This is a genomic window from Allobosea sp. RCC_152_1 (genome assembly GCF_041360765.1).
GTDB classification, from domain to species: domain Bacteria; phylum Pseudomonadota; class Alphaproteobacteria; order Rhizobiales; family Beijerinckiaceae; genus Allobosea; species Allobosea spartocytisi.
In genome coordinates, this window is sequence record NZ_JBFUPU010000005.1 from 202,364 (window position 1) to 225,037 (window position 22,674).

At 67.8% G+C, this 22,674-nt stretch carries 19 protein-coding genes; 7 read left to right on the plus strand and 12 right to left on the minus strand.

All coding sequences use genetic code 11. The annotated features are described in order from the left end of the window. Positions 1 to 134 precede the first annotated feature (134 nt). Entirely contained in the window at positions 135 to 695 is a 561-nt protein-coding gene (locus AB6806_RS18155; RefSeq protein WP_038363148.1) for a DUF4337 domain-containing protein, read from the plus strand. 29 nt (positions 696 to 724) lie between these two features. On the opposite strand, the gene AB6806_RS18160 is transcribed toward AB6806_RS18155, so the two are convergent. The 5 genes from AB6806_RS18160 to AB6806_RS18180 are packed head-to-tail and all read right to left on the minus strand — an operon-like array spanning position 725 to position 6,284. Further along, positions 725 to 1,525, minus strand: a complete 801-nt coding sequence (locus tag AB6806_RS18160; protein ID WP_142023086.1) for an SDR family NAD(P)-dependent oxidoreductase — start codon at positions 1,523 to 1,525, stop codon at positions 725 to 727. Positions 1,526 to 1,551: 26 nt separating this feature from the next. Further along, the gene (locus tag AB6806_RS18165) at positions 1,552 to 2,940 is read right to left on the minus strand and encodes an amidase (protein WP_142023085.1); all 1,389 of its coding nucleotides are present in this window, start codon (positions 2,938 to 2,940) and stop codon (positions 1,552 to 1,554) included. 26 nt (positions 2,941 to 2,966) lie between these two features. Beyond that, complete coding sequence (locus tag AB6806_RS18170; protein ID WP_038363142.1) at positions 2,967 to 3,827, minus strand: ABC transporter permease; 861 nt, start codon at positions 3,825 to 3,827, stop codon at positions 2,967 to 2,969. Continuing rightward, complete coding sequence (locus AB6806_RS18175) at positions 3,824 to 4,768, minus strand: ABC transporter permease (protein ID WP_142023083.1); 945 nt, start codon at positions 4,766 to 4,768, stop codon at positions 3,824 to 3,826. Before AB6806_RS18175 ends, AB6806_RS18170 begins: the two co-directional genes overlap by 4 nt. Before the next feature lie 25 nt (positions 4,769 to 4,793). Continuing rightward, positions 4,794 to 6,284 (minus strand): ABC transporter substrate-binding protein, encoded by a 1,491-nt coding sequence (locus AB6806_RS18180; RefSeq protein ID WP_142023082.1) that lies wholly within the window; start codon positions 6,282 to 6,284, stop codon positions 4,794 to 4,796. Positions 6,285 to 6,458: 174 nt separating this feature from the next. On the opposite strand from AB6806_RS18180, the gene uxaC reads away from it, so the two are divergent. From uxaC to AB6806_RS18195, 3 genes are all read left to right on the plus strand, one after another. Then, positions 6,459 to 7,862: a glucuronate isomerase gene (gene uxaC, locus AB6806_RS18185; RefSeq protein ID WP_133565472.1), complete on the plus strand. Its 1,404-nt coding sequence runs from the start codon at positions 6,459 to 6,461 to the stop codon at positions 7,860 to 7,862. After that, positions 7,859 to 9,328 carry a mannitol dehydrogenase family protein gene (locus tag AB6806_RS18190; protein ID WP_142023081.1) on the plus strand — a complete coding sequence of 490 codons (1,470 nt, stop codon included), beginning with the start codon at positions 7,859 to 7,861 and terminating at the stop codon, positions 9,326 to 9,328. Before uxaC ends, AB6806_RS18190 begins: the two co-directional genes overlap by 4 nt. A 157-nt stretch (positions 9,329 to 9,485) precedes the next feature. After that, positions 9,486 to 10,316: a transporter substrate-binding domain-containing protein gene (locus AB6806_RS18195; RefSeq protein ID WP_112764383.1), complete on the plus strand. Its 831-nt coding sequence runs from the start codon at positions 9,486 to 9,488 to the stop codon at positions 10,314 to 10,316. On the opposite strand, the gene AB6806_RS18200 is transcribed toward AB6806_RS18195, so the two are convergent. From AB6806_RS18200 to AB6806_RS18210, 3 genes are all read right to left on the minus strand, one after another. Continuing rightward, a complete protein-coding gene (locus AB6806_RS18200) occupies positions 10,283 to 11,983 on the minus strand; it encodes a bifunctional aspartate transaminase/aspartate 4-decarboxylase (protein WP_142023080.1) in 1,701 nt (566 codons plus the stop codon). The two genes, AB6806_RS18195 and AB6806_RS18200, sit on opposite strands and share 34 nt — an antisense overlap. Positions 11,984 to 12,003: 20 nt before the next feature. Continuing rightward, positions 12,004 to 13,692 carry an aspartate-alanine antiporter gene (aspT, locus tag AB6806_RS18205; RefSeq protein WP_142023079.1) on the minus strand — a complete coding sequence of 563 codons (1,689 nt, stop codon included), beginning with the start codon at positions 13,690 to 13,692 and terminating at the stop codon, positions 12,004 to 12,006. Between the two features lie 277 nt (positions 13,693 to 13,969). Next, positions 13,970 to 15,121: an amidohydrolase gene (locus AB6806_RS18210; RefSeq protein ID WP_142023078.1), complete on the minus strand. Its 1,152-nt coding sequence runs from the start codon at positions 15,119 to 15,121 to the stop codon at positions 13,970 to 13,972. Positions 15,122 to 15,440: 319 nt separating this feature from the next. Between AB6806_RS18210 and AB6806_RS18215 the strand changes: the two genes are divergently transcribed. Further along, entirely contained in the window at positions 15,441 to 17,150 is a 1,710-nt protein-coding gene (locus AB6806_RS18215; protein WP_370955084.1) for a lysine--tRNA ligase, read from the plus strand. A 3-nt stretch (positions 17,151 to 17,153) separates the two neighbouring features. On the opposite strand, the gene AB6806_RS18220 is transcribed toward AB6806_RS18215, so the two are convergent. Further along, entirely contained in the window at positions 17,154 to 17,756 is a 603-nt protein-coding gene (locus AB6806_RS18220) for a histidine phosphatase family protein (RefSeq protein ID WP_370955085.1), read from the minus strand. 139 nt (positions 17,757 to 17,895) lie between these two features. On the opposite strand from AB6806_RS18220, the gene AB6806_RS18225 reads away from it, so the two are divergent. After that, a complete protein-coding gene (locus tag AB6806_RS18225) occupies positions 17,896 to 18,576 on the plus strand; it encodes a nitroreductase (RefSeq protein ID WP_370955086.1) in 681 nt (226 codons plus the stop codon). An 11-nt stretch (positions 18,577 to 18,587) separates the two neighbouring features. Here AB6806_RS18225 and AB6806_RS18230 read toward each other — a convergent pair whose 3' ends face one another. Then, positions 18,588 to 19,649: a DUF808 domain-containing protein gene (locus AB6806_RS18230; RefSeq protein ID WP_113251960.1), complete on the minus strand. Its 1,062-nt coding sequence runs from the start codon at positions 19,647 to 19,649 to the stop codon at positions 18,588 to 18,590. A gap of 199 nt (positions 19,650 to 19,848) precedes the next feature. On the opposite strand from AB6806_RS18230, the gene AB6806_RS18235 reads away from it, so the two are divergent. Beyond that, the gene (locus tag AB6806_RS18235; RefSeq protein ID WP_370955087.1) at positions 19,849 to 20,598 is read left to right on the plus strand and encodes an enoyl-CoA hydratase-related protein; all 750 of its coding nucleotides are present in this window, start codon (positions 19,849 to 19,851) and stop codon (positions 20,596 to 20,598) included. A 10-nt stretch (positions 20,599 to 20,608) separates the two neighbouring features. On the opposite strand, the gene AB6806_RS18240 is transcribed toward AB6806_RS18235, so the two are convergent. Then, on the minus strand, positions 20,609 to 22,111 hold the full coding sequence (locus AB6806_RS18240; protein WP_038363116.1) for a tripartite tricarboxylate transporter permease: 1,503 nt from the start codon (positions 22,109 to 22,111) through the stop codon (positions 20,609 to 20,611). Positions 22,112 to 22,124: 13 nt separating this feature from the next. Then, the gene (locus tag AB6806_RS18245) at positions 22,125 to 22,616 is read right to left on the minus strand and encodes a tripartite tricarboxylate transporter TctB family protein (protein WP_370955088.1); all 492 of its coding nucleotides are present in this window, start codon (positions 22,614 to 22,616) and stop codon (positions 22,125 to 22,127) included. Between the last annotated feature and the right edge of the window lie 58 nt (positions 22,617 to 22,674).

A 22,674-nucleotide genomic window follows, 5' to 3' on the forward strand; every position in this document is an offset into this window, starting at 1 on the left:
CCCCTTTTCGGACGAATCCGATGCAAGAAACGGAACGCCATCTTGCGTCCGCCTGGGCGCATGGCGACCCGACATCTTGCTGCCGCAACGGAAAGCCTTAAACAGCGGCCATAGTGGCCCTGCGAGGTGATTCGATGTCGGAACCTGTCGAGATCCCGGAAGGCGGCAACAAGCGCATCGCGCTGCTGATCGCCTGTCTGGCCCTGCTGCTGGCGCTGGCTGAGATCGGCGGCAAGCAGGCCGAGAACGACGCGATCGCGCGCAACATCGACGCTTCCAATCTCTGGGCCTTCTTCCAGGCCAAGACGATCCGCGGCACCGTGGTGACCACGGCGGCGGAAACGCTCGAGCTCGATCTTGCCGCGACCGCCGATGCGGCGACCCGCGACCGGCTGCAGAAGCGCATCGACGGCTGGAAGGCGACGGCCGCCCGCTACAACAGCGAGCCCGAGACCAATGAAGGCCGCAAGGAGCTGATGGCACGGGCCAAGGCGGCCGAGCAGCAGCGCGACGACTACAAGGCCCGCAACGAGAATTTCGAGATCGCCTCGGGCCTGCTCCAGATCGGCATCGTCGTCGCTTCGGCCTCGATCATCACCGGCGTGGCGTTGCTCGCCGGCGTTGGCGGCGGGCTCGGCGCCGTCGCGATCGCCTTCATGGGGCTCGCGCTGTTCGCCCCGCATCTGCTGTTCTGAGGGCGCTGCTGCCTCGGTAAGGGGCTGCCTCAGTAGTGGATGGCGCCCCGCATGCCGCCGCCGCAGGCGATGGCATCGCCATTGATCGCGACGCTGCGCGGCGAGGCGAGGAAGGCGACGATATCCGCGACCTCCGCCGCATCGACCAGCCGGCCGATGGTGACGTTCGCGGTCATGCCGGCCTCGACCTCCGCCTCGCTCTTGCCGCTGACCTGCGCCCGCGCCCCGACCAGCCAGGCCGTGCGCTCGGTCCGCGTCACGCCGGGATGGACGACGGTGACGTTGATGCCTTGCGGGCCGAGCTCGTCGGCGAGGTTCTTGGTCATCGCCGCGACCGCGACATTGCGCATCGAGCCGATGGTGGAGCCGGTCGAGCGCGCCGCGAGACCGCTGATATTGATGATCCGGCCCCAGCCATTCGCCGCCATATGCGGCGCGGCCTCGCGCGCCATGCGCAGATAGCCCATCACCTTGACGTTGACGTCGTCCCAGAACAGCGCGTCGGTGATCTCGGCGAGCTTCGGCGGCGGCGCCTGCCCGCCCGGCTTGCCCGCCGCGTTCACGAGGATATCGAGCCCGCCGAGCACCTCGACGGCATGGGCGACGAGCGCCTTCACCGAGTCGTCGTGCTGGGTATCGACGGTATGGCCAACCACCTTGCGCCCGCTCTCGGCCGCGAGCGCCGAGGCGGCCTCGGCCAGCTCGTCCCGGTTGCGCGCGGCGATGACGACATCGGCGCCCTCGAGCGCGAGCTGCCGCGCGACGGCGCGCCCGATGCCCTTGCTGCCACCGGTCACCAGCGCGCGCTTGCCCTTGAGTTGCAGATCCATGGCTTCTCTCCTGTTCGATGAAAGCGTCAGGCCGAGGGTGCGCGCGGCCAGATGATCGGGCCGCGCATCTCTTCCCAGGCCCGCGCCATCCTGAGCACGCCGAGATCGTCGAAGCGCCTGCCGGTGATCTGCAGGCCGATCGGCAGCCCGGCCTTCGTCGTCCCGGCATGAACCGAGACCCCCGGCTGGTCCGACATGTTCGCCGCCACCGTGAAGCAGATATGCTCGAAGGGCTTGGCGGGGTCGTTAATGGGCGAGGCCCATTCCGCCGGATAGCTCGGCACCGGCGACACCGGCGAGAGGATGAAATCGTAAGGCAAGATCGCCTTCAGCGCGGCGTCGCGCATCGCCATCATCTGGCTCATGCCGCGATAGACCCGCTCGCCCGGCAGGTTCTGCCCGCCCTTCGCCCACTGGAAGATGTAGGGCAGGACCTTGGCCTGCTTCTCCGCCGGCAGGGCGCCGATATCGGCCCAGGCGCGCTGGCGCCAGAAATCGTCGAGCCCGTCGAGCATCGCGCGGGTGATGTGAGGCCCGACCGGCTCGACGATGGCCCCGGCATCGGCAAAGGCTTTCGCCGCCGCCTCGATCGCAGCCTTCGTCTCGGGCTCGACGGGGAGCCCGATGCCGGCATCGCGCTGGAGGCCGATGCGCAGCCCCTTCAGATCGATGTCCAGCGCCAGCCAGTCGATGTCCTGCGGCGGCAGGCTCATGCCGTCGCGCGCATCGGGCTTCGAGAGTTCCCGCATCGTCAGCGCGGCATCCTCAACCGTGCGCGTCATCGGCCCGGCGACGCGGCCGTAATAGGTCGGGTCGATCGGCACGCGCCCGAAGCTCGGCTTGAACCCCACCAGCCCGCACCAGCCCGCCGGCAGGCGGATCGAGCCGCCGATATCGGTGCCGACATGCAAGGGGCCGTAGCCCGCGGCCCCGGCCGCACCGGCCCCGGCGGAGGAGCCGCCGGGATTCTTCGTCACGTCCCATGGATTGCGTGCGAGCCTGTGGAAGCTCGACAGCCCGGAGGAGAGCATGCCGTAATCCGGCATCGTCGTCTTGCCGAGGATGACGCAGCCGGCCTCGCGCAGCCTTGCCGCCGGGGGCGCATCGTCGGCGGAAGGAGCGAGATCGTTCGCGGCCGTGCCCAGCGGCACGGCCACGCCCTTGGTGCGGATATTCTCCTTGATCGTGCCGGGCACACCGTCGAGCGCCAGCGCCTCGCCCTTCAGCCAGCGCGCCTCCGAGGCTTTTGCCTGCGCCCGCGCCGCGTCGGAATCATAGGCCCAGAGCGCGTCGAGCTTCGGCTCCCAGGCGGCGATGCGGGCGATGACGGCCTCCGTCACCTCGACCGGCGAGAGCGAGCGGCCGCGATAGGCGGACAGCAGCTCGGCCGCGCTCAGATCGGCAAGGTCGGTCATCGAAGCATCCTCATTCCCTTCAACCCTCACCGGCTGCGGCGCAGGCGCGGATCGATCGCGTCGCGCAGACCGTCGCCGAGCAGATTGAATCCCAGCACGGTCAGCGCGATCGCGGCACCCGGAAAGATCGCAAGCCAGGGCTGCGCCGCCATGAAGGTCTGGGCTTCGTTGAGCATCCGCCCCCAGGAGGGGTTGGGCGGCTGCGTGCCCAGGCCAAGATAGGACAGACCCGCCTCCGCCAGCACGGCCAACGCGAACTGGATCGTCGCCTGCACCACCAGAATGCCGGCGATGTTCGGCAGGATATGATGCAGCGTGATCTGGCGGTTGTTCAGCCCGTTGGCCCGCGCCGCCTGGATGAAATCCTGCGCCCAGACCTGCAGCGCCGCGCCTCGTGCCAGCCTTGCGAAATAGGGCAGGTTCAGCACGCCGATCGCGACGACGGCATTGAGCATGCCGGGCCCGGCGATGGCGGTCATCATGATCGCGGTGAGTACGGCCGGGAAGGCGTGGGTGAAATCAGCGGTCCTCATGATGACGTTGTCGAGGACGCCGTCGCGCCTCACCGCCGCGACCAGCCCCAGCACCGTCCCCAGCACCATGCCGATGCCGACCGCGCCCAGCCCCACCGCCAGCGAGTTGCGCGCGCCGACCATGATCATCGAGAAGACGTCACGGCCGAACGGGTCGGTGCCGAACCAGTTCGCCGCCGAGGGTCCTTGCAGCCGCTTCAGGATCGCCATCTGCGTCGGCGGATGCGGCGTCCAGACATAGGAAACCAGCGCCAGCGCCACCACGGCAAGGCTCAATGCCGCCCCGATCACGAAGGAAGGCCCGAGCCACCAGCGCCTTTTGCCATCGGGCGCCTTGACGACCGTCGCGCTCATGCCTGCCTCAGCCGCGGATCGATCAGCCCGTAGAGCAGTTCCACGGCGAAATTGATGATGATGGCGAGGCCGGCGAAGAGCATGACGAGGTCCTTGACCACGATCAAATCGTGCTGGGCGATGGCCTGGAAGACCAGCCGCCCCAGCCCCGGCAAGGCGAAGACGTTCTCGATGATGATGGCGCCGGCGATCAGCACGGAGAATTGCAGGCCGAGGATCGTCACCACCGGGATCAGCGCGTTACGCAGCGCGTGCCGGCGCATCGTCGTGCCCTCGCTCAGCCCCTTGGCGCGGGCGGTGCGGACGAAATCCTCCTGCAGCGTGTCGAGCATGGCCGAGCGCGTCACCCGCGCGATGATCGCCGCCTGCGGCAGGGCGAGCGCCAGCGCCGGCATGGCCAGCGACTTCAGCGAGGTGGCCAGCCCCGCCTGCCAGCCCGGAAAGCCGCCCGCCGGCAGCCAGCCGAGCCCGACCGCGAAGACGAGCACCAACAAGAGCCCAAACCAGAAATTCGGAATCGCGAGCCCCGCCTGCGCGAAGGCCATGACGCCGGCATCGGCCAGCCTGCCATGGCGCGAGGCGGCGAGCACGCCGAGCGGCATGCCGATCAGGACGGCAAGCGCGATCGCGAGCACGGCGAGCGGCAGCGTCACCGCCATCCGCTCCATGATGAGCTGCGCCACCGGCACACGATAGGTATAGCTCAGGCCGAGATCGCCGGTGGCGAGCCCGCCGAGCCAGAGGAGGAAGCGCAGCGGCGCCGGCTTGTCGAGGCCCAGCTCGGCGTGGAGCGCCGCCAGCGCCTCGGGCGAGGCGTTGAGGCCGAGCGTCACCGCCGCCGGATCGCCCGGCAGCACCTCCAGCACGAGGAAGATCACCAGCGCCGCCGCCAGCAGCGTCAGCACCAGTACGACAAGGCAGCGCAGGATGTAGCCGATCACGAGAAGATCCCGGGCGGAGCCGCGTTCAACGCCAGCGCAGCTCCGCCAGCGGCGTCACCGGCAATGGCCAGTCGGTCCACATGCCCTCCAGTTCGGCCTTGGCGACGGTGATCTTCGGCAGGATGAACAGGAAGCCGTTGACCGCGTCCTCGGCCAGCATGCGCTGCGCCTGCTTGTAGAGCTCGTTGCGCTCGCCCTCGTCCAGCGTCCCCGCGATCCTGGCGATCAGCGCCTTGAAGGCGGGATTCCTGTACTGGAAGTAGTAGTCGTCGCGCGCATAGATATCGATGTCGAGCGGCTCGGTATGGGCGATGATGCTGAGGTCGTAATCCTTGTTGCGGAAGACGCGCTCCAGCCATTGCGGGAATTCGAGCGGCTCGATGGAAACGTTGATCCCGACCTGGCCCAGCAGCGCCGCGACGATCTCGCCGGCCCGGCGCGCATAGGAAGGGGGCGGCAGCTTCAGCGTGCAGGAGAAGCCGTTGGGGAAACCCGCCTCCTTGAGCAGCGCCTTCGCCTTCTCGGGGTCGTAAGGGTAGGTGCCGGTCAGGTCGATATAGGCCGGGTGCAGCGGCGAGAAATGGCTGCCGATCGGGGTGACGTCGAAGCCGTAGACGCCGAGCGCGATGGTCTTGCGGTCGAGCGCATGGGCGATGGCCTGCCGCACCCTAGGATTGTCGAAGGGCGGCTTGGCGTTGTTGGTGGCGAGCACCGTCTCGCCCTCGGTCTTGCCGATGGTGACCTTGAGCCTGGGATCGGCCTGGAGTTGCGGCACCGCCTCCGGCGCCGAGAGATTGGTGTTGGCGTCGACATCGCCAGCCCGCAGCGCCGCGACCTGTGCCTGCGGATCGGACATGAAGCGGAAGGTCGCCTTCGCCAATGATGGCTTCTGCCCCCAATAGCCGTCGAAGCGGGTGAGTTCGAGCCGGTCGCCCCGGTTCCAGCGCGCGAACTTGAACGGCCCGGTTCCGATCGGGGCGGTCTTGTTGTTCGCCGCCGTCGCCGGCGCGACGATCACGGCATCGCCCCAGCTCAACCCGTAGAGGAAGCTCGCCGTCGGATGCTTGAGCTTGATGACGACGGTCGCGGGGTCGGGCGTCGCGATCTCCGCGATCGGCGTGAAGAGCTGGCGCTGCGCATTCGTCGAATCCGGCGCCACGGCCCGCTCGAAGGAGAATTTCACCTCCGCGGAGGTGAAGGGCGTGCCGTCATGGAAGGTCGCGCCGCTCCTGAGCGTGAAACGATAGGTGACGTTGTCGGGCGCGATCTCCCAGCTCTCGGCGAGGCCGGGCTGGATCTTGCCGGTCCGGTCCATCCTGACCAGCCCCTCGAAGATGTTCTGCAGCGTCACCTCGCGGATCGCCTGCGCGGCGCCGGAGGTCGGGTCGAGCGTCGGCGGCTCCAGCGTCATGCCGATGCTGACGGCATCCTTCGCCTGGGCGAAAGCGATTGCCGGCATCTGGGTCGCGACAGCCGCCAGACCGGCCCCTGCCAGAAGTTCACGCCGCGTCGTCATCGTCATCGCTCCGGTTGCGGCGGGCAAGATGGCGTGGGTCCGGCAGCGCTTGCAAGCCCAACCCCGCCACTTCGGATGCTTACAAACAAGCGTCTCTGGCGCACTAGTATACCACGCGATTGACCCCTGCTGCGCGCAGTTCTAGAGATCGGCCAAACACTAGGGAGATACCCCATGTTGCTGCACGATGATCGCCTCTTTCCCGCCGATCCGGTGACGCGCGGCATCGCGCGACGGCTCTTCGCAGCGATCCGCGACCTGCCGATCATCTCCCCGCACGGCCATACCGATCCGCGCTGGTACGCCGAGAACAACCCCTTTCCCGATCCGGCGACACTCTTCGTCAAGCCCGACCACTACATCTTCCGCATGCTCTATTCGCAAGGCGTGCAGCTCGAACAGCTCGGCATTCCGCGCAAGGACGGCGCTCCGGTCGAGACCGACCCGCGCAAGATCTGGCAGATCTTCGCAGACCATTGGCATCTCTTCCGGGGCACGCCGACCAGACTCTGGTTCGAGCACGCAGCCTCGACCATTTTCGGCGTCAACGAGCGCCTGACGTCGGAAAATGCCGACCGGATCTACGACAAGATCGCGGCCAAGCTGGAAGAGCCGGAACTGCGTCCGCGCGCTTTGTTCGAGCGCTTCAACATCGAGGCGATCAGCACGACCGAAGGCGCGCTCGACGACCTGAAATGGCATGACATGGTCCGCGACTCCGGCTGGGGCGGCAAGGTCGTCACCGCCTATCGGCCCGACAGCGTCGTCGATCCGGAATTCGAGGGCTTTGCCGAGAACCTCGAAAAGCTCGGCGAACTGACGGGCGAGGATATCGGCTCCTGGACCGGCTATCTCGCCGCCCATCGCCAGCGGCGCGCCTATTTCAAGCAGCGCGGCGCCACCTCCTCCGACCACGGCCACGCCACGGCGCGCACCGCCAACCTCTCCGATGCCGAGGCCGAGAAGCTCTACGCCAAGATCCTGAAGGGCAAGGTCTCGGCCAAGGATGCCGACCTGTTCCGCGGCCAGATGCTGACCGAGATGGCCAAGATGAGCCTGGACGACGGGCTCGTCCTGCAGATCCATCCCGGCTCCTGGCGCAACCACAACGCCGCGCTGTTCGAGCATTTCGGCCGCGACATGGGCTGCGATATCCCGACCGCGACCAACTATGTCGAGGCGCTGAAGCCCCTGCTCGACGCCGTCGGCAACGAGCGCAACCTCACCGTGATCGCCTTCACCCTCGACGAAACCAGCTATTCGCGCGAGCTTGCCCCGCTCGCCGGGCATTACCCGGCGCTGAAGCTCGGACCGGGCTGGTGGTTCCTCGATGCGCCCGAGGCGATGCTGCGCTTCCGCGAGCTCACGACCGAGACGGCCGGCTTCTACAACACCGTCGGCTTCAACGACGACACCCGCGCCTATCTCTCGATCCCCGCCCGCCACGACCTCGCCCGCCGGGTCGATTGCGCCTATCTCGCCAAACTCGTCGCCGAGCACCGGCTGGAGGAGGACGAGGCGGCCGAAGTGGCGCATGACCTCGCCTATCGCCTCGCCAAGGAGGCCTACAAGCTGTGACCCGCCTTTCCAACGCCACTCTCGGCCAGCTCGCGGCGGGCGTCCGCCGCCCGGCCTATGACCGCGCCGCCCTCAGGCCCGGCATCGTCCATCTCGGCCTCGGCGCCTTCGCCCGCGGCCATCTCGCCGAATACACCGAGGACACGCTGGAGAGCCGCTTCGGAGCCTGGGGCATCACCGGCGCCAGCCTCCAGCGCCCCGACCAGCGCGACCGGCTGAAGCCGCAGGACGGGCTCTACACCCTGCTGAAGCTCGCCCCCACGGGGCCGGAGCTGCGCGTCATCGGCTCGGTGCTGGATGTGCTCGTCGCGCCGGAAAGCCCGGCCGCCCTCGTCGCGAAGCTCGCTTCGCCCGACACCCGCATCGTCTCGCTGACCGTCACGGAAAAGGGTTATTGCCACGATCCGGCGACCGGCAAGCTCAAGGCCGATCATCCCGACATCGTCCACGATCTCGAAAACCCGGACGCGCCGCGCTCCGCCATCGGCATCCTGGTCGCCGGCCTGCGCGTGCGCCGGGCGGAAGGCCTTGGCCCCTTCACCGCGCTCTGCTGCGACAACCTGCCCTCGAACGGCCATGTCCTGCGCGGCCTCGTCCGCGACTTCGCCGCGCTCACCGACGACAGGCTCGCCGCCTGGATCGAGGCCAATGGCGCCTTCCCGGCGACGATGGTCGACCGCATTGTGCCGGCGACGACCGAGGCCGACATCGCCGAGGTCGCCAAGCAGACCGGCCTGGACGATGCCGCGCCCGTCATCGGCGAACCCTTCCGGCAATGGGCGATCGAGGACGTTTTCGCCGCCGGCCGCCCAGACTGGCATGAAGTCGGCGCCCAGATGGTGACGGAGGTCGCGCCCTTCGAGTTCATGAAGCTCAGGATGCTGAACGGCGCGCATTCCTCGCTCGCCTATCTCGGCTATCTCGCCGGCCATGAGACGGTGGCCGAGGCCAGCGGCGATCCCGTCCTCGCCCGCTTCCTGCAGGGGCTCTGGAGCGAGATCATCCCGACCGTGCCGGCACCGCAGGGCGTCGTACTGGCGGATTACGCGAAGGCCCTGCTTACCCGCTTCCAGAACCCGGCGATCCGCCACCGCACCTGGCAGATCGCCATGGACGGCTCGCAGAAGCTGCCGCAGCGCCTGCTCGGCACCATCCGCGAGCGGCTGAAGGCGGGCGCCGGAATCGACCACCTCGCTTTGGGTGTCGCCGCCTGGATGCGCTACGTCACCGGCATGGACGAGAAGGGCGGCGCCATCGACGTTCGCGACCCGCTAGCGGCGGAGTTCAAGCGCCGGGCCGATGTCGCGGGCCGCAACGCCGAGGCGTTGAGCGCGAGCCTGCTCGGCATCGAGGCGATCTTCGGCAGCGACCTGCCGGGCGAGCAACGGTTTACAAAACCGGTGACCGCCCATCTCGCTGCGCTCTTCGACAAGGGCGCGAAGGCGACGGCGGCGAGCCTGGGTTGAGCCTCACCGTCATTCTCGGGCGAGGCGCAGCTTCGACCCGAGAATCTCGTAACGAGAAGACTCCCGCACCAACATCCGGCAAGAGATGCTCGGGTCAGGCCCGAGCATGACGGCGGGCCCTTGATCCCCGCCGCCATCCGGCGCCAGATGCGCGGCAATGCTTCGCGCGCTCGCCGCCTTTGCCTTCGCACTCCTCGCCGCCGCGACTGCCGCGGCGCAGGACCAGCCGCGCATCGCCATCCCCAATTTCTGGGATCCGCGCATCAGGCTCGACCGGCCCGAGCCCGGCCCGCCGCGCGTCGTGCGCTTCCTGACCGATGACGACTATCCGCCCTTCCATTTCGCCGGGCCGGACGGGGCGCTGACCGGCTTCTCGGTGGAGCTCGCCCGCGCCGTCTGCGACAAGCTCGGCTGGACCTGCACCATCCAGCCGCGCCGCTTCGACACCTTGCTGGACTCGCTGGGCGAGGGCCGTGGCGACGTGCTGGCGGCGGCGATGAACCTGACACCCGCGATCCGCGAGCGCTTCGCCGCGAGCCATCTCTATTTCCGCGCGCCGGCCCGCTTCGTCACGACGCGCGGCAATGTCCGGGCCGAGCTCGACGGCGAAAGCCTGCAGGGACGGCGCGTCGCCGTCGTCTCCGGCACGGCCCACCAGGCCTTTCTCGAAAGGCTGATGCCCTTCGTCCAGCGCCGCGAGACCAGCGGCCTGAACGCCGCCGTCGCGGCGTTGCGCAGCGGCGACGCCGAATATGTCTTCGGTGACGGCCCGGCGCTGGCGCTGCTGATTTCCGCCAGCGGCGGCGAGCTTGCCTTCTCGGGCGGGCCCTATCTCGAGAGCCGCTATTTCGGCGAGGGCGTGGCCTTCCTGCTGCGCAAGGACGACCCGGCCCTGCAACGCGCCATCGACTACGCGCTCCAGAGCCTCTGGGACGACGGGACCTACAGCCGCCTCTATTTGCGCTTCTTCCCGGTCAGCCCCTTCTGACCGCCCTTGCCCTTGGCGGAGACCTTGTCGGCAGCGGCGGCGTCTTTCGCCTTGGCCTTGCCCCTGCCGGACCGCTTGCCGCCGCCCTTCTCGTAGAGCGCGTGGAACTCCTCGGCCATGCCGCGCAAGGACCGCCCGATATTGGCGTATTCGAACTCGTTGAGATTGGCGAGCGAGGCGCGACCGGCCGGCTGCTGGGTGCCGAAGCCGCGGCCGGGCAGCAGCACGATGCCGGTCTCGTCGGCGATGCGGAACAGCAGCTCGTCGGGATTGACGTTGTCTTTCACCCAGGCTGCGAAATCGTCGCCGTAGAGGTCGCGCGCGATCACCTCGAGATCGAGCAGCGTGTAGTAGTCGACCGCGTTGGGATCGCTCTCCTGCGCGACGCCGAGCTCGCGATAGAGCGCCGCCTCGCGCCGGCGGATCAACTTCTTCAGCTCCGCCTTGTAGCCATCGGCCTCGTCCATCAGGGCGAAGAGCGAGAACAGCACCATCTGCACCTGCTGCGGCGTCGAGAGGCCGGCGGTGTGGTTCAGCGCGACGGTACGGCTGTCGGCGACGAGCCGGTCGATGAAGCTGAGCGAGCGCACATCCGGCAGGAGCGAGCCATAGCGTCGGTCGAGCGCGGCCTTGGCCGCCTCCGGCAGGGCGGCCAAAGCCTTGTCGAAGATCGAGTTCCGATGCGTCGCGACCACGCCGAGACGCCAGCCCGTCGCGCCGAAATATTTCGAGAAGGAATAGACCAGCATCGTGTTCTGCGGGCAGAGCGCGAAGAGCGAGCGGAAATCGTCGGCGAAGGTGCCGTAGACGTCGTCGGTCAGGATGAACAGGTCCGGCCTGTGCTCGCGCACGATCGCGGCGACCTTCTCCAGGCTGCGATCATCCATCTTCACCGAGGGCGGGTTGCTCGGATTGATGCAGAAGAAGATCTTGATCGCCGGGTCCTTGAGCTTCTCCAGCTCGGAATCCGGATATTGCCACTCCTTCTTCGGATCGGCGTTGATCGCGACCTCGACCAGCCCGTATTCGTCAAGCTCGGGGATCTCGATATAGGGCGTAAAGACCGGCATGCCGATCGCGACCTTGTCGCCCTTCTTGACCAGGCCGTTCTGCTTCAGCGTGTTGAAGATATAGGTCATGGCGGCGGTGCCGCCCTCGACCGCGAAGAGATCGACATTGCCCGGCGGGATGAAGCCGCCGACCATCTCCTTGACGATGTAGTGCTTGACGATCTCCTCGCTGACCCGGAGCATCCGTGGCGGCACCGGGTAATTGCAGCCCAGGATGCCTTCGACCATCTCGTGCAGGAAGGCCGCGGCCGAGAGGCCGAGCTGGTCGCGCACATAGCTCAGCGCCCGGCCGAGGAAGACGACGCCGGGCTGGTCGCGGTTCTCGGCGATGAAGCGCTCGAAGCGCCCCTCGATCCCGGCGATCTGCGGCAGGCCGCCGACATTGTTCGGCATGTAGGAGAAGGACAGTTCGGATTCGTTCGCCGCGAACAGGCCGAGCCGGAAGAAGGCCCGGCGCGGCAAGGTCGCGAGGAAATTGGGATTGCCGCGGCCGGCATTGAGCATCAGCCGGTTCTCCCGGCCCGAAGCCAGCTTGATCAATTCGTCCTTGAGCTCGAACGGGCTGAGCTTGGCATACTGGCTGTAATCGGCGGCCATCTTGCGTCTCCTCGTTGCGTTCAGGCGAAGGCCACGACAAGCGGGCCGAGCAGGGTCAGGAAGACATTCGCGAGCGCATAGGTGATCGCGAAGGGCGTGGTCGGGATGGAATTGCCGGCCTTGTCGAGCACCTCGCCGAAGGCGGGATTGGCGCTGCGCGAGCCCGAGAGCGCGCCGGCGAAGATCGCCGTATTGTCGTAGCGCAGGATGTAGCGGCCCACGAGCATGGTGATGATCATCGGCAGGATGGTCACGACCACGCCGATCAGGAAGATCGACAGCCCCTGCTGGATGATGGTGCTGACCGCCTGCTGGCCGGATTGCAGGCCGACCACCGCGACGAAGCCGGCGAGGCCGAGATCGCGCAGCAGGGTCGATGCCGCCGTCGGCATGTTGCCGATGGCGAGGTTGCGGCTGCGATACCAGCCGAACAGCAGGCCGGAGAGCAGCGCGCCGCCGCCGCTGCCAAGCGTCAGCGGAATCGAGCCGATGCGCACGACGATGAGGCCGATGAGCAGGCCGACCACCAGCCCGAGCCCATGGAAGACGAAATCGGTCTTGTCGCTGGCGACGATCACCGTGCCGACGACCTTGGCGACGCGCTGCACGTCTTCCGCCGTGCCGTAGAGTTGCACGACATCGCCCGGCTCGATCACCGTGTCGGGCTTCAGCGGCAACGGCTTGCCGGCGCGCTGCAACCCGGTGACATAGATGCCGTGGCGCAGATTGCCCGCAGTAGCGTCCCTGATCTGCTGGACGCTCTTGCCGATGAAGTCGCGATTGGCGATGGCGACGTCCCGGACCTGCACGACCAGATCCATGCCTTCCGAGGATTGCAGCTCCGGGCCGATCTGCGCGGCGACGCCGACGACGCCCGCACGCCGCCCGACGACGAGGATGATGTCGCCGGCAGCAAGCTTCAGCGAGGGCTCGACGCCGACCACGGCCCCGCCGCGCTTGATCCGCTCGATGCTGATTGCATCGCCCTGCGCCAGCGCCTCGACCTCCGCGACGGTTCGCCCGGCGACCTTCTCGACTTTGTAGAGCCGCCCGACCAGATCGGGCGCCGCCGGCTGCTCGCCCGGCCCGTAGACGCGGATGCCGGCAAGCAGCGCGGCTTCCGCCTTGATCGCATCGTCGCGGATGCTGCGCCCCATCAGCCAGGGCAGGATGTTGACGCAGACGATGATCGCGCCGAAGGAGCCGAAGATATAGGTCACGGCATAGCCGACGGCGACATTGCCCTGCAGGCGCTGCACCTCGTCGGCCGCGAGCCCGAGCTTGCCGATCGCGGCGCTCGCCGTGCCGATGATCGCCGACTGCGTCAGCCCGCCGGCCGCGATGCCGGCCGCCAGGCCCTTGTCGAGCCCGAACATCCGCGCCAGCACCACCACGGTCGCAAGCCCGCTGACCGCCAGCACCGCCGCCATCACGATCTCGCGGATCGACTGGCGCCCGAGCGAACGGAAGAATTGCGGCCCGCTCTCGAAACCCACCGCGTAAATGAACAGCGCGAACAGCACCGATTTGATGCCGTTGTCGATGGTGACGCCGACCTGGCTGACCACCACCGCGGCGAGCAGCGAGCCGGCGACGCCGCCGAGCTGGAACTTCCCGAACTGGAACTTGCCGACCCAGTAGCCGACCGCCAGTGACAGGAAGAGTGCGATTTCAGGAGACTGGTGAAAGATCGAAGACAGCCAGGACATCTTTCCCCCCGCCCAAACAATCGTATCGAGATCAACGATTGTACAAAAACGGAAAAGACTCAAGCTGTGGTTGTATATTTTGAATTCGATCGGATTCTAGCGATCATTATAATAAAGACATCGGCATGAAGAGAGAAAAGACCTGCTTATGCCGGGAACGCGCAGAGCGAAACCCAGCTTGCCGATTCTGTCCCTGACAACCTGCTTCGGTTCCTCCGGTTCGGAAGGCGAGGCGCCGGCGCCTCGCCTTCGAAGACTTTGCCTGCCTTGGCGAAGCTCAGGGCGCGTTGCTGGCCAGCGCCTGCTTCGCCACGGCCGCGAGCCAGCCGGACGCTGCCGGCAGGATCGCGTCGTTGAAGTCGTAGCGGTCATTGTGCAGGTCGCCGCCATTCACGGCCGGGCCATTGCCCATCCAGATGTAGCAGCCGGGGCGCCGTTCCAGGAAATAGGCGAAATCCTCGCCGGTGGTGCTGGCCTTCAGGTCGCGCCGGACGGCGAGCCCCGCGGCCTCGCCAGCGGCGACGGCCATCTCCTCCTCGGGAGCCGTGTTGATCGTGGCGCTGCCATGCGTCGCCTCGACCGCGGCCGTCATCTCGAAGGTCGCGGCGATGTTCTCAGCGATGCCCTTGAGCCGCGCCAGCAGGCGGTTCCTGACCGCCGGCACGAAGGTGCGGAAAGTGCCCTCGATGAACACGCTGGTCGGGATCTGGTTGGAGGCGAGCCCGCCATGCACCTGCCCGATCGAGACCACGGCGGACTCCATCGGATCGACATTGCGCGACACGATCGTCTGCAGCGCGACGATGAGATGGCCCATCGCGACGATCGGGTCATGCGTCTGCTCGGGGAGCGCCGCATGACCCGCCTTGCCGGTCAGCGTGATCTTGAAGCGTCCGGGCTCCGACATCACCGGCCCGCGATGCACCGCGACGGTGCCGGCTTCCAGCCCCGGCCAGTTATGCAGCGCGAAGACGCGCTCCATCGGGAAGCGCTCGAGCACGCCATCGGCGAGCATCGCCTGGGCGCCGCCCGCCCCCTCCTCCGCCGGCTGGAAGACGAACTGCACCGTGCCGCTCCAGCCCTCGTCGCCCTTGAGCAGCGCCGCCGCCCCCAGCAGGGCCGTCGTGTGACCGTCATGACCGCAGGCATGCATCACGTTGGGCGTGCCGGATTTGTAGGGCAAGTCGCTGGCCTCCTGGATCGGCAGCGCGTCCATGTCGGCGCGCAGGCCGACGCTGCGCTCGGAGGCGCCGCGCTTCAGCGTCGCCACCACGCCATGGCCGCCGATGCCGGCGGTGAAGGGCACGCCGAGCTCGGTGAGCTTCTCCTGCACGAAGGCGCTCGTCGCCTTCTCGTGACGGCCAAGCTCCGGATGGGCGTGGAGATGGCGTCGCCAGGCGGTCAGCTTGTCGAGCAGGTCGCGGTCCAAGGCGGGGTTCCTTTCGAAGGATGGCCGAGTTTGAGAGGGCGCAAGACTATCCCTCGCCGCTCATTGAACAACCACGGAAAGGGAATACGGTCATTCCGGACAAGCGGCTTTGCCGCGCCGATCCGGAATCCATCGCAGAGCGCAGCACCCGATGATGGATTCCGGGTCTCCGCTTCGCTTCGCCCGGAATGACGTTGGAATTGGCCGAGGGCCGGCCAAGCATTGACGCCGCCCTTCGCAATCTGCGAAAGCCCGCAAACAAAAATTTGCGGATTGCGAATTTTTGGCCATGCCAGACACGGAGAGGACACCAGCCCCCATGCCCGCCTTCGACGCAGCCCTTGTTGACGCCGCCCAGCGTTCGGCCGCCTGGCCGTTCGAGGAGGCGCGCAAACTGGTGGCCCGCATCGAGAAATCGGGCAAGAAAGCGGTGATCTTCGAGACCGGCTACGGCCCCTCGGGCCTGCCGCATATCGGCACCTTCGGCGAGGTCGCGCGCACCTCGATGGTCCGTCATGCCTTCCGGGTGCTCACCGGCAACACGATTCCGACCCGCCTCATCGCTTTCTCAGACGATCTGGACGGGCTGCGCAAGGTGCCGGACAACGTGCCGAACAAGGAGCTGCTCGCCAACAATCTCGGCAAGCCGCTGACCGAGGTGCCGGACCCGTTCGGCACGCATGACTCGTTCGGCCGCCACAACAATGCGCGGCTGCGCGCCTTCCTCGACGGCTTCGGCTTCGACTACGAGTTCAAGTCCTCGACCGACTCCTACCGCGCCGGCGAGTTCGATGCGACGCTGCTCAAGATGCTCGCCCGCTACGATGCGGTGATGAAGATCATGCTGCCGACTTTGCGCGAGGAGCGGGCCGCGACCTATTCGCCCTTCCTGCCGATCCACCCGAAGACGCGCGTCGTCATGCAGGTGCCGATCGACGAGGTCGATGTCGAGGCCGGCACCATCGCCTGGACCGATCCGCAGACCCAAGAGCGCTTCGTCACCCCGGTCACTGGTGGCAACGTCAAGCTGCAATGGAAGCCGGATTGGGCGATGCGCTGGGTCGCGCTCGGCGTCGACTATGAGATGGCCGGGAAGGATTTGATCGACTCGGTCAAGGTCTCCTCGCAGATCGCCCGCGCGCTCGACGGCACGCCGCCGGAAGGCTTCAACTACGAGCTCTTCCTCGACGATCTCGGCCAGAAGATCTCGAAGTCGAAGGGCAACGGCCTGACCATCGAGGACTGGCTGACCTATGGCCCGCCGGAAAGCCTGGCGCTCTACATGTTCCAGCGCCCGCGCGAGGCCAAGAAGCTGCATTTCGACGTCATCCCGCGCGCCATCGACGAGTATCTGCAGTTCCTCAACGGCTATGAGCGGCAGGACTGGAAGAACCGGCTCGGCAACCCGGTCTGGCACATCCATGCCGGCAACCCGCCGGCGCCGGAGGTCATCGCCTCGGGCGAAGGCGACAACGCGGTCCGGACGCAGGTCACCTTCGGCCTGCTGATGAACCTCGTCGCCGTCGCGAATTCCGAGGACAAGGGCGTGCTCTGGGGCTTCCTCCAGCGCTATGCGCCGGGCATGTCGCCGCAGACCCATCCGCGCCTCGACGCGCTGGTCGGCTACGCGATCGCCTATTTCCGCGATTTCGTGAAGCCGGCGAAGAGCTACCGCCCGGCCGACGAGGTCGAGCGCGACGCCTTCACCAAGCTCGACGCGGCGCTGGCCGCCCTACCCGCCGACCCGACACCGGAGATGGTGCAGGACACGGCGCTGGACGTCGCCCGCGCCATCCCCCGCTACCAGAACCTCACCGCCAAGAACGCGACGCCGGAGCGGCCGGGCGTCTCGGGCGACTGGTGGAAGGCGATCTACCAGGTGATGTTCGGCGAGGATCAGGGCCCGCGCTTCGGCTCCTTCGCCGCGATCTACGGCCTGCCCAACACCCGGGCGCTGATCGCCAAGGCGCTCAGCGGCGATCTCCTGAAAGAGCACGCCGCCTTCCTGGAGACGCGCAAGGGCGGCTGACCCTCAGGGCGGGCAGTTCTGGGACTGCCCGTCCAGCCCCTGCCGGCGCTGCTCGAAGCTTGCGCTCGCCGTTTCGCCGTCGCGCGCGATGCGGACGACATAGATGCCGTCGAAATCGCTGCCATGCCAGCGCGGCACCGCATCGGCATCCCCGCCATGCTCGGTCATGAGCCGCCGGGCGAGATCGACGAGGCGCTTGTGCTCCCAGGCGACGACCACGGTCGCGTCGCGATGCGCATCGAGCGCCTGCGCCAGCCGCCCGGTCTGCTTGTAGCCATAGGGCGTCTGGATGGGCAGGCCGAGCTGCCGCGACAGCGGCTCGAGCGTCTGGAGCGGACGCCGATAGGGATATTTGACGCCGTCATCCTTCTTGAGATGGCCGGGATCGGGCGCGAACAGCGCATCGGGCTTGCCGAAGGCGCCCAGGATCACGCCGGGCAAGGCCTGCGCCCGGTTGAGGCCCTGGCAATCGAGCCGGCCGAAGCCGCCGGACGGCTTCTCGCCATGCCGGACGAGCACGATCGTCTCGACCGGGCCGGCGACGGCGGGTGAACCCATGGCAGCCGCCGCCAGCAACGCGACCACCAACCTTGCTGCGGCCATCATGCTCGTTCCTCCCTGCGGGCCGGCCGATGCCGCCCGCCTCATCCGCCTATAGGATAACCACGCAGACCCGCGCCGCGACCGATTCGAGACTGCGCCGCAGGCTGCCGGACACACAGGACCGCAGGAGATCGACCTTTCCATGACGCCCGCCGAAGCTGTCGAACGTGCGATCCGCGCGCGCCGCGCCGTCCGGGCCTTCCGGCCCGACCCCGTCGATCCCGCCTTGCTGCGCCGGCTGATCGATCTGGCGGCGCAGGCGCCCTCCGGCACCAATATGCAGCCCTGGAAGCTCCGCGTGATCGGCCCGCAGGCGCGGACGCGGCTCGAAACCGCCTTGCTCGCCGCGCTCGAGGCCGGCGAGCGGCCCGGCACCGAGGAATACCGCTATTACCCCGAGCGCTTCCGCGAGCCCTATCTCTCGCGCCGCCGCAAGGTCGGCTGGGATCTCTACGGCCTGCTCGGCGTCGCGAAGGGCGACATCGAGGGCATGAAGCGCCAGACGGCGGCGAATCTGCGCTTCTTCGACGCGCCGGTCGCGCTGATGGTCACGATCGACCGCGATCTGGAGATCGGCTCCTGGCTCGATCTCGGCATGTTCGTGCAGAATCTGCTGATCGCCGCGCAGGGCCACGGCCTCGATTCCTGCCCGCAGGCGATCTTCGCCCAGTTCCACCCGGTCGTGCGGCGCGAGCTCGCTATCCCTGAGGACGAGGTCGTGGTCTGCGGCATTGCCATCGGCAAGGCCGACCCCGACGCCCCGGCCAACCGCCTGGTGCCCGAGCGCGAGCCGGTCGAGAATTTCACCACCTGGCTGGACTGAACGGGGAAAGCCTACCCGCCGAGCGACGCCTTGCGCTCGTCCTTGCGGAACAGCTTGAAGATCGGGCTCACCACCCAATGCATCGCGACGATGGCGATGCCGCCGACGACGAGGCCGAAGGCCGCCGCGAGCACCGCGCCCGCCAGCCATTCGCCCGCCCCGCTCAACCCGGCCGGAAGGGCTTTCCCGGTCGCGACCGAGAGATCGTGGATGGAGTGGCCGAGCGCGCCGAGCCCGTAGCCTTCCAGCCCGTGGATGATGATGCCGCCGCCGACCCAGAGCATCGCCGCCGTGCCGACCGCGCCGAGCAGGCCGAGGAAATGGGGCATGCCGACGACGAGGCCGCGGCCGAGCGGCCGCGTCAGCCAACGCAAAGCGCGATCGGGCCAGTTGGCCTCGCCCGGTTCCAGCCGCCTCAGCCCCAGCAAGCTGGCGGCGGGGCGCTCATTGGCGGCGAGCGCCACGCCGACATCGTCTGCCTTCACGATCAGGGCGACGACGCCATAGACGGCGGCGGTGATGCCGATGCCGACGATGGCGAGCACGGCCGCCTTCATCCAGAAAGACTGGTCCGACACACCCGCGAGCGTGATCGCCATGATCTCGGCCGAGAGGATGAAATCGGTCTTGATCGCGCCCGCGATCTTCTGCCGTTCGAGGGCCGTGGGATCGCCGGCCGCCGCCTCCCCCGCCTTCGCGCTATCCTGCGATCCATGCGGCAACACCAGCTCCAGCAGCTTCTCCGCCCCCTCGAAGCAGAGGAAGACGCCGCCGGCCATCAGCAGCGGCGTGATCGCCCAGGGCGCGACCACGGCCAGGATGAGCGCGCCGGGCAACAGGAAGAGAAGCTTGTTGCGCAGCGAGCCCAGCGCGATGCGCCAGATGATCGGCAATTCGCGCGCGGCCGCGAAGCCGACGGCATAGCGCGGCGTCACCGCCGCATCGTCGATGACGACGCCCGCCGCCTTGGCCCCCGCCTTGCCCGCCTGCGCCACGATGTCGTCGACGGACGACGCCGCGACCTTGGCGATGCCGGCGACATCGTCGAGCAATGCGAACAGACCGGATGCCAAGCGTCTCTCCCCTATCGGCGTGTCCGGCAGGATAGGAGCTTGTGCGCCGCGCGCAATCGCGCAGGCTCCGCTTCCCGCCTGACGACCGCACCGGCGCGAAGGGCGGGCGATCCGTGACGAAAGGCGAAGCCCGCCTCGCTTGACCGGCCGGGAAAGCGCATGCCATCCCGGCAGGACATTCCCCGGAAGGCGGACCGAGATGAGCGAAAGCGTATTGAGCGAGATCGTCGCGGCGGGCGTCGTGCAGATCACCATGAACCGGCCCGACCGGAAGAACGCGCTCGACCGCGCCAGCTATGCCGGGCTGATCGCGGCCATCGCCGCGGCCGAGGCGGATGACGCGGTCCGCGCCATCCTGCTGACCGGCGCCGGCGGCTGCTTCACCAGCGGCAACGACATCAAGGATTTCGCCATGGCCGCCGCGGCCGGCGAAGGCCCGCGCGTCGCCATCGACTTCCTCGACGCGATCTCGACGGCGAAGAAGCCCATCGTCGCCGCCGTCGAGGGTTTTGCCGTCGGCATCGGCACGACGATGCTGCTGCATTGCGATCTCGCCTTCGCAGGCAGCGGTGCGAGCTTCCGCCTGCCCTTCGTCGCGCTCGGCCTCTCGCCCGAGGGCGGCTCCAGCTATCTCCTGCCGCTGGTCGCGGGCTCGAAGAAGGCGGCGGAGCTGCTGATGCTGGGCGAGGCCTTCGACGCGGGGACCGCCGCCGGGGCTGGGCTCGTCAATGCCGTGGTGCCGGAGGGCACGGCGCTGGAGCATGGGCTCGCCAAGGCGAAGGCGCTGGCGGCATTGCCGCCGCAATCGGTCGCCCTGACCAAGATGCTGCTGAAGCGTGGCTCGGCTGCGGCGGTGGCCGAAACCATCGCGACGGAGGCCCACCATTTCGGCGAGCGTCTGCGTTCGGCCGAGGCCATGGCGGCGTTCGCGGCGTTCCTGAAGAAATAGCGACGGCTCGTCAGGCCGCCACGGCTCTCCGCCCCCTCAGCCAGTCGCGCGTCCAGGAGAAGACCGGCCAGAGCAGCGCCGCAACCGTCATCGCCGCCAGCACGGACGAGACCGGTCGCTCGAAGAAGGGCAGGATCGAACCGTCCGACTTGATCAGCGAGGTGACGAAGCTCTGCTCCACCATCGTCCCCATGACGATGCCGAGCACCATCGCCGCGACCGGATAGCCGTTTTTCTCCATCACGAAGCCGATGATGCCGAAGAGGGCGACGCACCAGACCGCGAACAGGTTGTTGCCGGCCGTCGCGAAGGCGCCGACCGCGCAGAAGATCATGATTACCGGCATCACCGCCGAGCGCGGCGCGCCGACGACCTTGCTCGCCAACCGGATCATGACGATGCCGAACGGGATCATGATGATGTTGCCGAGGATGAAGATGATGTAGAGCGCGTACATGCTCTCGGCCTGCTGGGTGAACAGCGTCGGCCCGGGGTTCAGCCCCTTCATGTAGAGCACGCCGATGGCGATGGCGGTGATGGTATCGCCGGGAATGCCGAAGAGCAGCGCCGGCACCCAGCCCGAGGCGAGCGAGGCGTTGTTGGAGGCGCCGGCCTCGATCAGCCCTTCGGGATGGCCGGTGCCGAACTTCTCGGGCGTCTTCGAGAAGCGCTTGGCCATCGCATAGCTGACCCAGGCCGCCATGTCGGCGCCGGCGCCCGGCAGCACGCCGATGATGATGCCGACGATGTTCCCGCGCGTCTGCTGCTTGGGGTATTCCTTGGTGAGCTTCCACTGCCCCTTGAGAATGGAGCCCAGGCGCCGGTTTTCGATCTTGGGCGGTTCGCGCTCGGTCAGCGCGCGCATCACCTCGGCCAGCGCGAAGACGCCGACCAGCGCCGGGATCGGCTCGATGCCGCCGAGCAGGTCGGTCGAGCCGAAGGTGAAGCGCGGCACGCCGCCGGGATTGTCGATGCCGATACAGGTGATCAGCAGGCCGAGCAGCATCGCCGCGATCGCCTTGATCGGCGATGACCGCGCCACCAGCGTCGAACACATCAGGCCGAGCATGGCGAGCCAGAAATTCTCATAGGTCGAGAAGGAGAGCGCGACATCGGCCAGCAGCGGCGCGATCAGCATCAGCGAGAGCGTGCCGGCGATGCCGCCCAGTGCCGAGAACCACAGGCAGATGCCGAGCGCCGTCTCCGCCTGGCCCTTGCGCGTCATCGCATAGGCCTCGTCGGTATAGGCGGCCGAGGCCGGCGTGCCGGGGATGCGCAGGAGGCAGCCCGGAATGTCGCCGGAGAAGATCGCCATCGCCGATGCCGTGATGATCGTCGCGATCGCGGCGATCGGCGAGAGATAGAAGGTGACCGGCACCAGCAGCGCCGTCGCCATCGTCGCAGACAGGCCGGGCAGCGCGCCGACCGTCAGCCCGTAGAAGGCGGAGGCGACGATCGCGATCATCACGTCGAATTGGAAGACCAGCCCGAAGGCCTTGATGACGGTGTCCATCGTCAGGCCTCACTCACCAGGGGAAGGGCAGGATGCCGCCGGGCAGCGGCACGCGCAGCAGCTTGAGGAAGATCAGGTTGATGAAGAAGGGCGCGATGATCGCGAGGGGCACGGCGAGCTTCGGCCTGGCTCCGAAGGCGAGGCTCGCCACCAGGACCATGATCGCCGACGTCGGCAGGAAGCCCAGCGTCTCCGAGACCAGCGCATAGAAGGCCAGCAGCGCCGGCGGCAGCAAGGCCAGCCAGTTGCGCCAGGCTGGCAGCGGCGCGAGCTGCTCCGGCGCCGTATGACTGGCGAGATCGGCCTCGGCGACCTCCTCGAAGCGATGGCCGATCCCGAGCATGATCAGCCCGCCGCAGAGGACGAGGCCAGCGCCGATCACCATTGGGAAGGCGGAAGGGCCGATCTGCTGGCCGGGCACCGGCGGCAGTTGCGAGCCATAGGCGAAGGCGAGGCCGCCCAGAACGGCGACGACACCTCCGGTGACCTTGTCTGAGAGGAGCATGGGCAAAAACGGCTTTCGTGACGGGAAGAGGCCGGTCGCGGCGTATGCGGCCGCGCCC

What these genes read in the sequence shown, in the direction of transcription:
- AB6806_RS18155 (WP_038363148.1), top strand. Translation starts at nt 135, where the DNA reads ATGTCGGAACCTGTCGAGATCCCGGAAGGCGGCAACAAGCGCATCGCG.
- AB6806_RS18160 (WP_142023086.1), bottom strand. Translation starts at nt 1,525, where the DNA reads ATGGATCTGCAACTCAAGGGCAAGCGCGCGCTGGTGACCGGTGGCAGC.
- AB6806_RS18165 (WP_142023085.1), bottom strand. Translation starts at nt 2,940, where the DNA reads ATGACCGACCTTGCCGATCTGAGCGCGGCCGAGCTGCTGTCCGCCTAT.
- AB6806_RS18170 (WP_038363142.1), bottom strand. Translation starts at nt 3,827, where the DNA reads ATGAGCGCGACGGTCGTCAAGGCGCCCGATGGCAAAAGGCGCTGGTGG.
- AB6806_RS18180 (WP_142023082.1), bottom strand. Translation starts at nt 6,284, where the DNA reads ATGACGACGCGGCGTGAACTTCTGGCAGGGGCCGGTCTGGCGGCTGTC.
- uxaC (WP_133565472.1), top strand. Translation starts at nt 6,459, where the DNA reads ATGTTGCTGCACGATGATCGCCTCTTTCCCGCCGATCCGGTGACGCGC.
- AB6806_RS18195 (WP_112764383.1), top strand. Translation starts at nt 9,486, where the DNA reads ATGCTTCGCGCGCTCGCCGCCTTTGCCTTCGCACTCCTCGCCGCCGCG.
- AB6806_RS18200 (WP_142023080.1), bottom strand. Translation starts at nt 11,983, where the DNA reads ATGGCCGCCGATTACAGCCAGTATGCCAAGCTCAGCCCGTTCGAGCTC.
- aspT (WP_142023079.1), bottom strand. Translation starts at nt 13,692, where the DNA reads ATGTCCTGGCTGTCTTCGATCTTTCACCAGTCTCCTGAAATCGCACTC.
- AB6806_RS18215 (WP_370955084.1), top strand. Translation starts at nt 15,441, where the DNA reads ATGCCCGCCTTCGACGCAGCCCTTGTTGACGCCGCCCAGCGTTCGGCC.
- AB6806_RS18220 (WP_370955085.1), bottom strand. Translation starts at nt 17,756, where the DNA reads ATGATGGCCGCAGCAAGGTTGGTGGTCGCGTTGCTGGCGGCGGCTGCC.
- AB6806_RS18225 (WP_370955086.1), top strand. Translation starts at nt 17,896, where the DNA reads ATGACGCCCGCCGAAGCTGTCGAACGTGCGATCCGCGCGCGCCGCGCC.
- AB6806_RS18235 (WP_370955087.1), top strand. Translation starts at nt 19,849, where the DNA reads ATGAGCGAAAGCGTATTGAGCGAGATCGTCGCGGCGGGCGTCGTGCAG.
- AB6806_RS18240 (WP_038363116.1), bottom strand. Translation starts at nt 22,111, where the DNA reads ATGGACACCGTCATCAAGGCCTTCGGGCTGGTCTTCCAATTCGACGTG.
- AB6806_RS18245 (WP_370955088.1), bottom strand. Translation starts at nt 22,616, where the DNA reads ATGCTCCTCTCAGACAAGGTCACCGGAGGTGTCGTCGCCGTTCTGGGC.